We start from the raw sequence: 15805 nt of genomic DNA, 5'->3' as shown, positions 1-15805 counted from the left end.
CCACTTATAGAAGATAGGAGAATTACGCCCTTTTTGTTAAATTCAGTATAACTTTTGTGAAAATTGCTGTCAAATTGTTAAAGCATTTAAACTACCTATAATATTCTTGAATTTAATGAAGTGACCTGGGAAGAAGCTATAAAATATACAGCTGATAGACTCATGAAAATAAAGAATAAGTATGGAGCTAATTTTATAATGGGTACAGGATGTTCGAGAGGACCTGGGAATGAGGCAAATTATATTATGCAGAAATTCATGAGGGCTGTTGTTGGGACGAATAATGTGGATAATTGTGCCAGGGTCTGTCATGGACCCTCTGTGGCTGGACTTGCCAAGGTGCTGGGCAACGGAGCTATGTCCAATAGCATTCCTGAAATTGATAATGCGGATCTGATTTTTGTTTTTGGGTATAATCCTGCAGAATCTCATCCTATAGTTGCCAGAAGAATAGTGAAAGCCAGGGAAAAAGGTGCAAAGATAGTAGTGGTTGATCCCAGAATAACTGAAAGTGCCAGAATTTCAGACCTGTGGCTTCCAATAAAAGGCGGCACCAATATGGCCCTTGTAAATGGTTTTGCAAATGTCCTTGTAAACGAAGGATTGTATGATAGGAATTATGTGGAGAAATATACTGAAGGCTTTGAGGAATACAGCAGAATACTTGCAAAATATACACCTGAATATGTGGAAAAAATATCCAAAGTACCTGCGCAGAAGATAAGAAAAGCCATGGAAATGTATGCAGCTGCTAAAAGTCCAATGATACTTTATGGTATGGGAGTATGTCAGTTCGGGCAAGCTGTAGATGTGGTAAAGGGACTGGCTTCACTTGCCCTTCTTACAGGAAATTATGGAAGGCCAAGTGTGGGAATAGGGCCTGTTAGAGGACAGAACAATGTTCAGGGCGCCTGCGATATGGGTGCACTTCCCAATGTCTTTCCAGGATATCAAAGTGTAACGGATGAAAGTGTAAGGAATAAGTTTGAAAAAGCCTGGGGAGTTGAAAGACTTCCGGACAAAATAGGATATCACTTGACTGAGGTACCTGAATTGGTGCTTAAAGAGCATAAGTTAAAAGCATATTATATAATGGGAGAGGATTCAGTTCAAAGTGATCCAAATTCCAATGAACTTAAAAAGGCTTTGAATGAACTTGAATTTGTGGTGCTTCAGGATATATTCATGAATAAGACAACTTTATATGCAGATGTAATACTGCCGGCAACTTCCTGGGGGGAACATGAGGGTGTATATACGTCAGCAGACAGGGGATTTCAAAAATTCAACAAGGCAGTTGAACCTATAGGGGATATTAAGCCTGACTGGCAGATAATTTGCGAACTTGCCTCGGCTATGGGATATGAAATGCATTATGATAATACAAAGGAAATATGGGACGAGATGAGAGGACTTTGCCCTAAATTTGCAGGTGCAACTTATAAGAAAGTTGAAAGCTTGGAAGGTGTTTTATGGCCTTGTCCTTCGGAGGATCATCCCGGCACTTCCTACCTGTATGAAAATAATGAATTCAGCACTCCAAGCAAAAAAGGAATCCTGTTTGCTTCAGAATGGAGACCTACTGAGGAATCACCTGGTAGTGAATATCCTCTTAGCTTGTGTACTGTAAGGGAAATAGGACATTATTCGGTTAGGACCATGACAGGAAATTGCCGTGCCCTTCAGCAGCTTGAAGATGAGCCGGGAAGGATACAGATGAGTCCTGAAGATGCGGGAAAACTTAACATAAAAGATGGGCAGCTGGTCAGGGTGTCTTCTAGAAGGGGCTCAGTGATAAGCAGGGCCTATATAACAGACAGGGTAATGATGGGATCTACCTATATGACTTATCAGTGGTGGATAGGTGCCTGTAATGAACTTACTGTGGATAATCTTGATCCAATATCAAAAACTCCTGAGTATAAATACTGTGCGGTAAAAGTTGAGTCCATAAAGGATCAGGACAGGGCTGAGGAACAGCTGAAGGAAAATTATAAAGATCTCCGAAAAAAAATGGGAGCCTTGAGTTAAAAATATTGAATAATTATCGTATTGATACAGTGAAGTGAAAAGTATAATGGAAACTTTTCACTGTTTTTTTGTAGAGAAATTGTCTTCTATTGAATTTTAACTTCACAAGTATATAATAAAAATCATTAAATGTTCTAATATTGTAAGGGGTGAAGTGATGAAACCATTAGCGGAATTGATGAGGCCGGTTTCACTGGAGGATTTTATTGGACAAAATCAGATATTGGGAAAGGGAAAACCTCTATACAATTTGATAATTAAAAAGATGATACCAAATTGTGTATTATACGGCCCTCCGGGAACCGGCAAGACGACACTGGCTGGTATTATGGCCAATTATATGGATAAAAGATTCTATAAACTCAATGCCACAACGGCATCCTTGAAGGATGTACAGAATATTACATCTAATCTGGACAATTTGCTTAATTACAAGGGAGTTGTCATCTACATAGATGAGCTCCAGTATTTTAACAAGAAACAACAGCAGGCTCTGCTGGAATTTATTGAAAACGGTAAGGTGACTTTAATAGCAAGCACAACTGAAAATCCGTATTTTGCTATACATAAAGCTGTTTTGAGCAGATGTAATATATTCAGATTTTTACCTTTGACTGCTGATGAGGTAATGACCGGACTTAAAAGGGCATTGGATAAATTAATTGGAGAAAATATGAAAATTAAATATTCACGTGATGCCCTTAGATATATAGCTGAAATTTCTCAGGGAGATTATAGAAAGGCCTATAATATATTGGAGCTGGCAGTTAATTCCCAGATGGGAGAGGAGAAGGAAGTATCGGTGGAATGTGTTGAGGGCCTGGGGCAATCATCTATGAGAGCCGATTCCAGCGGCGATGAATTCTACAATGTTTTGAGTGCGCTGCAAAAAAGTATCCGGGGAAGCGATCCGGATGCATCCGTTCATTATCTGGTCAGACTCATAGAAGGCGGTAATATATTGGCTGTAACCCGGAGATTAGCGGTAATTACTGCAGAAGATATTGGACTGGCCTGCCCCAATGCACTTTCGGTGGTTAATTCAGGATTGGAGCTGGCTTTGAAAGTGGGATTTCCTGAAGCCAGAATAATACTTTCTGAACTTGTCATATATCTGGCTACTCTGCCCAAATCAAACAGTGCGTATCTGGCCATAAATTCTGCTGTGGAAGATCTAAGGCATACTAATACAGGTGATGTTCCGGATCATCTAAAAGATGCCCATTACGGTGGAGCCAGCAAATTGGGGGTTAAGGGATACAAGTATCCACATGACTACCACAATAATTATGTAAAGCAGGAGTATATGCCAAGGAAATTAAAAGGAAAGAAGTATTATATTACTCAAAATAACAAATATGAAGATAGTATTAAAAAATACTGGAACTCAGTAAAAAAAACTGCTGAATCAGGCGATTTTTAACCCTGAGTACTGACAGTGTTATTTGAATAATTCTGGAAGTGAATATATACTTAGATTATTAGTGTTTGATGGGAGGTGCTTATATGGTATGATAAGAAAAGGAAAATTGAAAGATCTGAATACAGATGAATGAAACCTATTATCTAGTATATGAAATTGTAAAATAATAATTTTGTGGAGAGATATTATGCTAAAAAAATTATATAAAAGTTTATTAATCTTGATAGTATTCTTACTATTATTTTTTGGGAACAATTGTTATGCAGCGGAAAATTATAAAGTTTGGAATGATGGAGTCTTAGCCAGTGTGGATAAAAACAAGACGTGGACTGTGACTTTTAATGGAAATGTAGATTTGAATTCAGCTGAGAATTCTATTAAAGTATATGAATTGGATAATAATCAGTCCATGGGGATTGACATTGTAAATTCAGCACCTAATTCAATAAGAATTTCTCCCCGGAGTTTATATATCCCCGGCGAAAGCTATGTCCTGGAAATAGATAACACGTTGAAATCTACCGATGGAAGACAATTAGGACAAGCAGTAAAATACGATTTTACAATAGATAAAGATAACTCTGGAGATGGAATTTCGGTACAAAATTATGATCAATATTATAATGCGTTAAAAGATGCCCTCTCAGATTATAAAAATACATTGATATTAAACATAAGTAATTATGATAAGGACACATATGATTTAAATGTAATAGATACTGTGCTCGATAATAATCCCAATTTGCGTGATTGGTATTTAAGTGCAGAAGCCAACATTCAAGGAAGCAATCCTGCAAAAATGAGTATTTATTTTAAATACACCGATACTAAACAGAATCTTATAAAAAAGGAAAGTGAACTCCAAAATAAGACAACTGAAATAATAAAGAAGGTTACAAACCCAGATATGAAAGATTATCAAAAAGAACTTGCACTTCATGATTATATAGTCAATAATGCAGATTATGATAGAAGTGATGATATTCCCAATGATTCCTATACGGCTTATGGAATTTTGATGAATGGTATTGGCGTTTGTGAAGGTTATGCGGATGCAATGGATAGGCTTCTTACGGCAGCTGGAATAGAGTGTAAAATGGTCATAGGAAGGGCAAATGGCGGGAATGGATGGGTAGATCATGCCTGGAATATAGTGAAAATACAGGGTAAATATTATCAATTGGATTCTACCTGGGATGATCCCGTTACGAATGACGGATCCCACTTGATTTCTCATTCTTATTTTAATGTAACAGACAATGAAATGGCTCAAAGTCATGTATGGGACAGAACAAAATATCCTAGGTGCAGTAGCACGGATTACAGCTTTTACAACATAAATTTAAGATAAGGGTCAGTTCAGATCTGACTCTTATCTTAAATTAATCTATTGACAACTCAGAGGAATAATTATATTATATAAATGAAAATGATTATCATTATTATTTATATGAGGTGACCAAAATGAGTAAAGTAAACATTATTTATTGGAGCGGAACGGGTAATACAGAATCCATGGCCAATTTAATAGCGGAAGGTGTAAAAGAAAGAGGGGCGGAAGTCAATGTGTTAAATGTTTCTGAAGCTTCTCCAGATGATGTAAAAAGTGCAGATATAGTTTTACTTGGATCTCCTGCCATGGGAGTTGAAGTAATTGAAGAGGAAGAAATGGATCCTTTTGTTGAATCCATCTCTTCTTGTGTGTCGGGTAAAAAAGTAGGGCTCTTTGGATCTTACGGTTGGGGAGACGGAGAGTGGATGAGGAATTGGGCTAAAAGAATGGAAGATTATGGTGCAAATCTATTGAATGAAGGATTTATTGTACAGGAAGCGCCGGAAGGAGAAATAAAAGAGGATTGCAAAAATTTTGGAAGGCAAATATTAAATGAATGATAACAGTTTTACAGATCTTGTTTGTGAGGAAGATGAAAAAAAATACATGATGACACTTATCACTTATAGTATATCTCCTACCATATCAGGGTATAAGCCTGCTTCTATAATAAATATTTCTAATAAATATAAAAACATGTATGATCTTTGGTGTAAATATGGAGAAGAATATATAAAAGATATAAATTTAAAGGTCTTTGAAATTTTTAGTAATAACAGCTCATTGTTACTTTTGTTTTACAATGAAACATTTTTGTACAGAATTTTGTCTTGCCAGGATAATATAGAATTTTTAAGTGAATTTGGATATTCTAAAGATATGTGTTTAATGGATTTGTTGAATTTGTTGAGGGAAAGATATAAGTGCAATTTTTGTCCACATGAGATGGGTATTTTTCTGGGAATACCCCTCCCAGATGTAAAAGATTTTATATATGGGAAGGATAAAAAATGTATATGCTGTGGATATTGGAAAGTATATAATGACAGAGAACAAGCATTGAAAACTTTTGAAAATTACGATAGGTCAAGATATAATTTTATGAAATTGATCAGAAAAAATACGGAAATTATTAAAGCTGTAGAGATGCTTTCCTCTGCTGTTAGATGAATGTAATGAGTAGATAGAACTGCTGCTTGTTTAAGTGCAGTTCTATCTTTATATGTAAATTTTATATTTTGTTTATAATTTTACACTTCTTTTATTAACAAATATAGTATATTATATTTAATGGTATATATTTTACTATTTAAAAAAGGAGTTTTGAATCATGAAGATTAAAAAGATTTTCAGCAAATTGATGATTGTACTTATGGTTCTGACGTTGTCTGCATCTTTTGGAAATACCAGGGCTTATGCAGATGCTTATAAAGTTGTGACTTTGGGAGGAGATCTTACAAATAAACAAAAAGAGGATATGCTTAAATATTTTGGTGTTGCCAGGCAGGATGTAAATGTAATAGAAGTGAATATAGATGAAGAGAGGAAATATCTTGGAAACATTGCAACCAGCCAGCAGATAGGTACTAAATCCATATCCAGTTCCTATGTGGAGCCAACTTCAAGCGGAGGTCTAAATGTAAGTACCAATAATATATACTGGGTGAGCAGCAGCATGATAAAAAACGCACTTATAACAGCAGGAATAAAAAATGCAAATGTAAAAGTATCTGCACCCTTTAATGTATCGGGAACTGCAGCACTTACTGGAATTTTAAAGGGTTTTGAGAGCAGCAGCAGTGGAAATAAAATTGATGAAGCCAAGAAAGAAGCTGCCAATGATGAATTGATGACTACGGGAAATCTTGGAGATAAAATAGGGAAAGACAAAGCTGCTGGTCTTATAAATGACATAAAAACCCAGGTGGTGAAGGAAAAACCTAAGACAGAAGAAGGAGTAAGGCAGATAGTCGAAAATGTAACTAATAATTACAATTTAAATCTGAGCACCGGAGATATTGACAAAATAACTGCACTTATGACAAAAATAAATGGGCTGAATTTGAATTTTGGGGATATAAAAGGACAGCTGAGCAGTGTGGCGGATCAATTAAAGGGAGAATTGTCAAGTGATCAGGCGCAGGGATTTTTCGCTAAAATAATTAATGCCATTAAAACATTTTTTTCTAATCTTTTTTAAAATATAATATATAAATTTAAAGAAAGGTGAGTTGTCGTATGAAATATGATAAGCCGGTTATAGGATTTATTGGATTGGGAGTAATGGGGAATAGTATGGCTTCCAATATTTTAAAGGGCGGTTATGATTTACTGGTATATAATAGGACAAAGTCAAAAGGGGATAATCTTGTTGCGGAGGGGGCAAAATGGAAGGATAATCCGGCAGATATTGCAAAGGAGTCAGATATTGTTATATCCATGGTAGGATATCCACAGGATGTAGAGGAAATTTATTTTGGAAAAGACGGAATAATTGAAAATATAAAAAAAGGCGGCATAGTGGTGGATATGACTACATCCAGGCCTTCTCTTGCAAAGGAGATATATAGTGAAGCTAAGGAGAAAGGAGTATATTCATTGGATGCTCCTGTTTCAGGAGGAGATGTAGGTGCAAAAAATGCTGCACTTTCAATTATGGTTGGGGGAGATAAGGAAGTATTTGAAAAAGTACTGCCTGTTTTCAAACTCATGGGTAAAAATATAGTCTGGCAGGGAGAAGCAGGTGCAGGGCAGCATACCAAAATGTGTAATCAAATAGCTATAGCAGGAAATATGATGGGGGTATGCGAAACAATGGCATATGCGAAGAGATCCGGATTGGATCCTGAGAGAGTTCTTAAAAGCATAGAAACTGGAGCTGCCAGCAGTTGGTCCCTTAGTAACCTGGCTCCTAGAATGATAAATGGGGATTTTGAACCGGGATTTTATGTGAAGCATTTTATAAAGGACATGAACATAGCTTTAAGTGAAGCTGAAAATATGAATTTAGATACCCCTGCATTAAAACTTGCGAAATCTCTTTACGATAAACTGGAAAAAGAAGGCAATGGCAGCAGCGGTACTCAGGTACTCTATAAGTTAATAGACAGATAGTTTTGTTTGAATTGATGAATTTCAAATTATTGAGGGTGATTGAAGTATGGATTATGAAGTGTTTAAAATAGAGACATTTATACCGGAAAAGTATGTTGATGCCCTGAGGGAAGAGCTGAACTCAATTGGAGCTCTCAGCATTGGAGGCAACTATGACAATTGCATGTCTGTTTCCAAAGTTACAGGATATTGGAGGCCCTTAAAGGGGGCAAATCCTTTTTTGGGAGATGTGGGAAAAGTGAGCAGGGAGATAGAATGCAAAGTGGAATTTTGCTGTAGAAGTCATATTGTAAAAAAAGCCCTGGATATCATAAAAAAAGTACATCCCTATGAGGAACCTGTTATAAATGTAATTCCTCTCATCAATTATTACTTTATGTAAAACGAACATAAACATTTACACATGATTTAAAGTTGATTCTATATTTGGCAGTCAGGTGAATTATTCTGGTTGTAATTAAAAATAAACTATTTTTATCCGAACGCTACCAGTGCTAATACTCCCAACTTCTTAAAGCTTACGATAAGCACTGCTACGCGCCTGGATAAGTTCTGCTAAGGTTCAGCTGGAGAAAAGTATTTCTTATAGGCAAACTCCATCTGATAGGCAAACTCCATCTGAACCCAAGAATCACTTGATGGGGAAATTATTAGAATTGTGACTAAATAATTTGTAAATTGTTGATTTTTAGCAAATTTTATGGTAATATATAACTTGTGATAATATTTACTTTGTAATAATTAATATTATGTTACATATTTTATTATGAGGTAGATTGTCATCAACTCAAACTTAATGTATGGGGAGTGTGTTTATGAAAAGAGATGCGAGGAAGGACAAGGAAAATTCTAAGAATAATGAATTGAGTAAAAGCTTTTTTAAATCCTATTTGCAATTTTTTCTACTGATTGTTTTTTCTGTAGTGCTTATAGGATTTATTGCTTTTTTCAGTGCAAAAAGTGCACTGACTACATTAGGACAAACTGCCATAAGAAATAGAGTTCAAATGGGGCTTGCCATGATGGACAGCCTGGAAAGTCAAGTCAAAAAGGGAAAGATTACAAGAACTGATGCCCAGGAAATATTTAAAAGCGAGATGCTTAATCCAAAGCAGTCCGATGGGAAGACAAGGGGATTGAATTCAAAATTGGAATTGAATATAGAGGCATATATGTATGCTGTCAACAGCAGGGGTATAGAACAGATGCATCCTTATAAAGAAGGGGAAGATATTTCAAAGGTCAAGGATTCGGATGGGAATAATTTATTGCAGCTTATAATCAATGAAGTTAAAAACCCTAAAGATGGAGGAATAGTTCATTTTAACTGGAAGAACCCGGGAGAAACTCGTGAAAGACCTAAAGTAAATGCAGTGGCGTATTTTCAGCCCTGGGACTGGTACATAAATGTAGGATGCTATGATGAGGATTTTTATAAGCCTATATATAGGGTTTCGATCATTATAGCGGGGGTATCTGCAGCCATGATATTGATTTCCATATTGTTTATAATGAGACTCATGAAGAAAAAAGTAAATCCACTGAGCCAAATAGTGAATTCCATGAGTATGGCAGCAGCGGGCGATATGTCTGTAAAAGTGGATGTGACAAGTAAGGATGAAATAGGATATATAGGCAGAGTGTTTAACAAAATGATAGATGAAATAAGAAGTTTGCTTATAAATATAAAGAAGCTGTCTGACACTATAGATGAGAGAATAGAACTTATAAATTCGTCCACTACGGCCACATTTGAAAATTCAAATGGAATAAAGGATGCTATGGAAGAAATTTCATCTGCAATAAATAATTCAGCAAAAGACATGCAAAGTAGTGTTGAAAATATGAATATTTTATCAAAAAATGTAGATGAAGTGAAGGAAAATGGCATAAATATGAAAAATGGGGCTTCAGAAGCAGGAAAGCTGAATTCAAGTATTGTGGATATACTTACAGAGTTGGAAAAGAAAAGTTCAGAAAATATAACTGCAGCTCAGGAGACAAATAACAATCTAAAGCAGTTGATAAAAAAATCCAATGACATATTGGATATAGTGAGCACTATAGAAGAGATATCCGATGAAATAAATTTGCTTTCATTAAACGCTTCTATAGAATCTGCTAGAGCAGGAGAGGCCGGAAGGGGATTTGCCGTAGTAGCAGATCAAATCAAGGAGCTGTCCAATCAGACTTCTAAATCCGTTAAGCAGATCAATTCACTTATAAAGGATCTCACCCATGCTGAGAATGTTTCAGCAAATAATGTGGAGATATATGGAGAAATAGTGCGTTCCCAGATACCTACGATAAACAAGACAAAGCAAATTTTGAACGGGGTAGTCGAATTTATAAAGGGTATACCTCAGACAATTGAAAAAAATGTGGATAAAATAAGTGAAGTACATAAAAACAAGGACATGATCAACTCTTCAATGGATTCAATACTTTCTGTTACCGAAGAAATATCAGCTTCATCTGAGGAGATAACAGCTTCGACTTCTGAGGTGAAGGAAAAGATGGGAGATGTTAAAGATCTAGTGAGAGAATTAGGACAATCTTCAAAGGATCTAAAAGAAATGATAGACAAATTTTCTTTATAACACTCCTGTGGGTAATGAATAAAATGAATTAAAATAGTTATTGACATTGGAAACAATTTGTATTATACTTACTACCATACTTATAGTTGATATAAAAACTTGGATAAGGAATAGTAGGTATGTTAGTATTTTAAAGAGAGCGGTAAAAGATGGGAAGCCGTAAATACTGCATGTTGAACTCGCCTTGGAGTTGCAGGCTGAATTGATATAGTAGGCTGTGCCGGCATATGTCGTTATTTAATTGAGTACGAATTTGGGTGGTACCGCGAACAGATTTCTCGCCCCATAGAGAAATCTGTTTTTTTATATTAACTTTTAAAATATGGGAATATTTATTTCAAAAAATGAATATCAATAAGCTGTGAGGGGAAGTAGTAGACATAATTTCTATTTTAAAGAGAACGGGCATTTATGGTGAGAGCCTGTGAATAGTATATGTGTTGAACTCGTCCTGGAGCTGTAGGCTGAAATAGTAGTAAGCCTTATCGGTAAAAAGCCGTTATTTAATTGAGTACAAATTTGGGTGGTACCGCGGACAGACTTCTCGCCCCATAGAGGAGGCTGTTTTTTATTTGCCTTATTTTAAATTAGAAAATATGGGGACTTTCAAAAAAATTTCAACTGGCCAATTGAGATTATATGATACATGAGTAGGTATTTTTAAAGAATTACAAGGACAAATTGGAGGAAAAATCGTTATGGAAAATAGAATATATATTTTTGATACTACGTTGAGAGATGGAGAGCAGACTCCTAAAGTGAGCTTAAATATAAATGATAAATTGAGTATTGCAAAACAGCTTGAAAAATTAAATGTGGATGTCATAGAGGCTGGTTTTCCAGCGGCTTCCAATGGAGATTTTGAGGCAGTCAAAGCTGTGGCAAATGAAATAAAATCACCACATATAGTAGCTCTGGCAAGAGCTTTAAAAAGCGACATACAGACTGCCTGGAATGCAATTGATGATGCTCAAAAGCCAAGAATCCATGTTTTCATTGCCACCTCGGATCTGCACATGAAATACAAATTGAAAATGAAACCGCAGGAGGTCCTGAAAAGAGCGGTGGATATGGTGAGATATGCCAAAAGTTTGTGCCCCAGTGTGGAATTTTCACCAGAGGATGCCACGAGAACGAGACCAGAATTTTTGTATAAGGTGCTGGAAGCTGCTATAGACGCCGGAGCCGATATAGTAAATATACCTGATACCGTTGGGTATTCTACGCCAAGCCAATACGGTGCATTCATAAAGGGCATCAAAGAAAATGTATTTAATATAGACAAAGCCATTATAAGTGTTCACTGTCATGATGATCTCGGCATGGCGGTGGCCAATTCTCTGGCAGCAGTGGAAAATGGAGCTAGACAGGTGGAATGTGCAATGAATGGTCTCGGAGAGAGGGCAGGAAATGCGGCTCTTGAAGAAATAGTGATGGCTATTAAAACCAGAGCTGATCTTTTTAACTGCCATACGGGCATTGTAACAGAGGAATTGACAAGGACCAGTAAGCTTGTGAGCCACATAACGGGGATGCAGGTTCAAAACAATAAGGCAGTAGTAGGTGCAAATGCCTTTGCACATGAATCGGGCATACATCAGCATGGGGTTTTAAACTGCAGGGAAACTTATGAAATTATGACTCCGGAGTCTGTAGGATTGAAGAAAAGTTCTATAGTACTTGGAAAACATTCAGGAAGGCATGCTTTTGTCAAACATCTTGAAGAACTGGGTTATAAAAATCTAGATAAGGATAAGGTAAATGAAATCTTTGAAGAATTTAAAAATCTAGCTGACAAGAAAAAAGATGTCTCCGATGAAGATATAGAAAGTCTTGTAAAAAATGAGATATTTCAAGTACCTGAGGTGTTCAATTTAAAATACTATCAGGTTTCTACAGGGAATACTACAGTATCCACATCCACTGTGAGGTTGGAGTATGAAGGTAAAAGTGTAAGTGAGGCCTCCTGCGGAGATGGGCCTGTAGATGCTACTTTTAAAGCTATTGAAAAAGCGGCGGGAATTAAAGTGAATTTAAATGACTATTTTATAAAATCAGTGGGATATGGCAAGGATGCCCTGGGCGAAGCTACTGTAAAAGTGGAAAAAGATGATAAGATTTTTTCAGCAAAAGGGTTGAGTACTGATATAGTGGAAGCCAGTGCAAAAGCTTTTGTAAATGCCATGAATAAAATGTATTATGAAGTTTCTCCAGAAAAAGCTGCGGCTTATTGATGCTGAGGCAGAATCACTTAAACTAAAATTTTAGTAGGAGTTGATATAAATGGGTATGACAATGACACAGAAGATATTGGCCCGCCATGCGGGAGAAGATTTTGTAAAAGCCGGGCAGTTAATAAAAGCCAAGCTGGATTTGGTGCTTGGAAATGATATAACCACCCCGGTGGCCATAAAAGAATTTGATAAAATTGGGATTGGAAGGGTTTTTAACAGAGATAAGATAGCTATTGTCCCAGATCATTTTACCCCCAATAAGGATATAAAATCAGCACAGCAGTGCAAATGTGTGAGAGAATTTGTCAAAAAAGCGGAAATTAAAAATTATTTTGAAATTGGGCAGATGGGAATTGAACATGCACTTATTCCAGAAAAGGGTTTGGCAGTATGTGGAGATGTTGTGATAGGAGCAGATTCCCATACCTGTACTTATGGAGCTTTGGGGGCTTTTTCCACAGGAGTTGGGAGTACGGATATGGCCGCAGGCATGGCCACTGGAGAGGCGTGGTTTAAAGTTCCACCGGCAATAAAATTTGTACTTGATGGAAAACTGCCTAAATGGGTAAGCGGAAAGGATGTTATTTTACACATCATAGGAATGATAGGAGTGGACGGAGCCCTCTATAAATCCATGGAATTTACAGGCAAAGGAGTAGATGAACTTTCCATGGATGATCGTTTTACCATATCCAATATGGCAATAGAAGCAGGGGCCAAAAATGGAATCTTTCCCGTAGATGAAAAAACTGTGGACTATATAAGGAAACATTCAAAAAGAGAATATAGAGTATACGAAGCGGATGAGGATGCAGAGTATGAAAAAGTTATACACATAGATCTGTCTAAACTGCGTCCTACAGTGGCATTTCCACATATTCCTGAAAATACCAGAACCATTGATGATGTAGGAGATATAAAAATAGATCAGGTGGTCATAGGTTCCTGCACTAACGGGAGAATAAGTGATTTGAGATCTGCAGCCAGTATTTTAAGAGGAAGAAAGGTAAATAAAAATGTGAGGACAATTATTTTTCCTGCCACCCAGGCAATATATCTTCAAGCCCTGAGAGAGGGTATTATAGAAACTTTTGTAGAATCAGGAGCTGTGGTTAGTACTCCTACCTGCGGACCTTGTCTCGGAGGACATATGGGAATACTTGCAGAAGGAGAGAGGGCGGTTTCAACTACAAACAGGAATTTTGTCGGAAGAATGGGACATGTAAAAAGCGAAGTTTATCTTGCAAGTCCGGCAGTAGCTGCGGCTTCGGCAGTGATGGGTAAAATTGCATCCCCGGAGGAGGTGGTAAAATGATAGAGGGAAAAGCGATTAAATACGGCGATAATGTTGATACAGATGTTATAATACCAGCTAGATATCTAAATACCAGCGATGAAGAGGAACTTGCCTCACATTGTATGGAGGATCTGGATAAAGAATTTCCTTTGAAAGTGAAGAACAATTCCATACTTGTGGCAGGGAAAAACTTTGGGTGCGGATCTTCAAGAGAACATGCACCTATAGCCATCACGGCGTCTGGGGTTGAATGCGTGATAGCGGAAACTTTTGCCAGAATATTTTATAGAAATTCCATAAATATAGGTCTTCCCATAATTGAATGTAAAGAGGCGGCCTGTGGTATAGAGGAAAATGACCAGGTATCGGTAGACCTGGCTTCAGGCAGGATAATCAATGTTACTAAAAATAAAACATACAATGCTGCTCCATTTCCTGAATTTGTACAGAAAATTATAAAATCACAGGGGCTTATAAATTATTTAAAGAGAGAGGTGGCAGGTAAGTGAAAATAGCTGTTATATCAGGAGATGGAATTGGCAGTGAAATAATTGCGCAGGGAAAAAAGGTATTGAGGACTGTTGCTCATAAATATAATTTTGATTTTGAATATGAAGATGTACTTTTGGGGGGAAGTGCATTTGATAAAAAGGGGACTCCACTGCCGGAAGAAACTGTAGAGATCTGTAAGAATAGTGAAGCAGTGCTTTTAGGAGCAGTAGGAGGGCCTAAATGGGATAATCTTCCCGGCAATTTAAGGCCGGAATCAGGACTTCTAGGTATGAGAAAAGCTCTTGGAGTATTTGCAAATTTAAGGCCGGCCATATTGTTTCCTGAGCTTGTAGGATCATCCAATCTGAAGCCTGAGGTTTTGGGAAGAGGGCTGGACATAATGATAGTCAGAGAATTGATAGGAGGAGCCTATTTTGGAGAAAAAGGCACGGTAAATATAAAAGGGGGTCAAAAAGCTTGGGATACCATAGCTTATACAAGCTTTGAGATAGATAGAATAGCAAGGAAATCTTTTGAAATAGCGAGAAAGAGAAATAAAAGACTTACACTGGTGGATAAAGCCAATGTACTTGAAAGTTCAAAGCTGTGGAGAAAAACTGTGCGGAAAATTTCAGATGAATACAAAGATGTAGAAGTCAGCTATATGTATGTGGATAATGCGGCAATGCAGCTTATAAGGGATCCTAAACAATTTGACGTGATACTGACTGAAAATATGTTCGGAGACATATTAAGCGATGAAGCTTCCATGCTGACAGGTTCTCTTGGAATGCTTCCTTCTGCTAGTGTCAGAGGTGACTCTTTTGGCCTTTATGAACCAGTACATGGTTCTGCACCGGACATTGCAGGGCAGAATAAGGCGAATCCAATTGGCACAATTATGAGTATTGCAATGATGCTCAAATACAGTTTTAACATGACAACTGCCGCTGAAGATATAAAAAATGCAGTGTCTCAGGTTCTCGGTGGGGGCTATAGAACTGTGGACATTGCAGAAAAAGATACAGAAGTTATCGGAACTGAAGAAATGGGAGAACTGATTTGTAAATATATGTAAGGGGGTCAGTCCCCTTTAAAATGGATTTGTGTATGTTGATTTTACACAAATCTATTTTTGTTATGATTATAAAAAAATATGCAAGAAAATGGGGACAAGTAGAGTAGTATTTTTATTGGCAAAAAAGTTCAAAACTGATAATATAGGATTGTTAGCTGCAATTAAAGAATTTGTTACAGATAATGTTACTTAATTTTGTCTAA

The 15805-nt window shown here is 36.8% G+C and carries 12 protein-coding genes, 1 pseudogene and 2 other annotated features; all 13 genes and pseudogenes read left to right on the top strand.

Going from position 1 to position 15805, the window contains the following annotated elements:
* Nucleotides 1–117: 117 nt before the first annotated feature.
* Nucleotides 118–2031 (top strand): annotated as a pseudogene (fdhF, locus tag ACFHWD_RS13335) (formate dehydrogenase subunit alpha); the annotation flags it as partial.
* A gap of 157 nt (nucleotides 2032–2188) precedes the next feature.
* Nucleotides 2189–3454, top strand: coding sequence for a replication-associated recombination protein A (locus ACFHWD_RS13330; protein WP_378062279.1), 1266 nt, complete (start codon nucleotides 2189–2191; stop codon nucleotides 3452–3454).
* 187 nt (nucleotides 3455–3641) lie between these two features.
* Complete coding sequence (locus ACFHWD_RS13325) at nucleotides 3642–4805, top strand: transglutaminase domain-containing protein (protein WP_150355717.1); 1164 nt, start codon at nucleotides 3642–3644, stop codon at nucleotides 4803–4805.
* A 113-nt stretch (nucleotides 4806–4918) separates the two neighbouring features.
* Nucleotides 4919–5347: a flavodoxin gene (locus tag ACFHWD_RS13320; protein WP_150355718.1), complete on the top strand. Its 429-nt coding sequence runs from the start codon at nucleotides 4919–4921 to the stop codon at nucleotides 5345–5347.
* Nucleotides 5340–5957 (top strand): DUF3793 family protein, encoded by a 618-nt coding sequence (locus tag ACFHWD_RS13315; protein ID WP_150355719.1) that lies wholly within the window; start codon nucleotides 5340–5342, stop codon nucleotides 5955–5957. The genes ACFHWD_RS13320 and ACFHWD_RS13315 overlap by 8 nt, the downstream gene beginning before the upstream one ends.
* 160 nt (nucleotides 5958–6117) lie before the next feature.
* Complete coding sequence (locus tag ACFHWD_RS13310; RefSeq protein ID WP_150355720.1) at nucleotides 6118–6987, top strand: DUF1002 domain-containing protein; 870 nt, start codon at nucleotides 6118–6120, stop codon at nucleotides 6985–6987.
* A 38-nt stretch (nucleotides 6988–7025) separates the two neighbouring features.
* Nucleotides 7026–7901, top strand: coding sequence for an NAD(P)-dependent oxidoreductase (locus ACFHWD_RS13305; RefSeq protein WP_150355721.1), 876 nt, complete (start codon nucleotides 7026–7028; stop codon nucleotides 7899–7901).
* 46 nt (nucleotides 7902–7947) lie between these two features.
* On the top strand, nucleotides 7948–8283 hold the full coding sequence (locus ACFHWD_RS13300; RefSeq protein ID WP_150355722.1) for a cytochrome C biogenesis protein: 336 nt from the start codon (nucleotides 7948–7950) through the stop codon (nucleotides 8281–8283).
* 433 nt (nucleotides 8284–8716) lie between these two features.
* Nucleotides 8717–10501, top strand: coding sequence for a methyl-accepting chemotaxis protein (locus ACFHWD_RS13295; protein WP_378062275.1), 1785 nt, complete (start codon nucleotides 8717–8719; stop codon nucleotides 10499–10501).
* A 91-nt stretch (nucleotides 10502–10592) separates the two neighbouring features.
* Nucleotides 10593–10790: a binding site (T-box leader), on the top strand.
* Nucleotides 10791–10853: 63 nt separating this feature from the next.
* Nucleotides 10854–11056, top strand: a binding site (T-box leader).
* 143 nt (nucleotides 11057–11199) lie between these two features.
* Nucleotides 11200–12735 (top strand): 2-isopropylmalate synthase, encoded by a 1536-nt coding sequence (locus ACFHWD_RS13290; protein WP_150355724.1) that lies wholly within the window; start codon nucleotides 11200–11202, stop codon nucleotides 12733–12735.
* A gap of 49 nt (nucleotides 12736–12784) precedes the next feature.
* Nucleotides 12785–14050 carry a 3-isopropylmalate dehydratase large subunit gene (leuC, locus tag ACFHWD_RS13285; RefSeq protein ID WP_150355725.1) on the top strand — a complete coding sequence of 422 codons (1266 nt, stop codon included), beginning with the start codon at nucleotides 12785–12787 and terminating at the stop codon, nucleotides 14048–14050.
* Nucleotides 14047–14541 carry a 3-isopropylmalate dehydratase small subunit gene (leuD, locus tag ACFHWD_RS13280; RefSeq protein ID WP_179977039.1) on the top strand — a complete coding sequence of 165 codons (495 nt, stop codon included), beginning with the start codon at nucleotides 14047–14049 and terminating at the stop codon, nucleotides 14539–14541. The genes leuC and leuD overlap by 4 nt, the downstream gene beginning before the upstream one ends.
* A complete protein-coding gene (leuB, locus tag ACFHWD_RS13275; protein WP_179977040.1) occupies nucleotides 14538–15602 on the top strand; it encodes a 3-isopropylmalate dehydrogenase in 1065 nt (354 codons plus the stop codon). Before leuD ends, leuB begins: the two co-directional genes overlap by 4 nt.
* Nucleotides 15603–15805 lie beyond the last annotated feature (203 nt).

Source organism: Clostridium sp. MT-14, assembly GCF_042436595.1.
Taxonomy (GTDB): Bacteria; Bacillota; Clostridia; order Clostridiales; family Clostridiaceae; genus Clostridium_B; species Clostridium_B aromativorans.
This window is presented reverse-complemented; position numbering and strand designations above follow the sequence as displayed.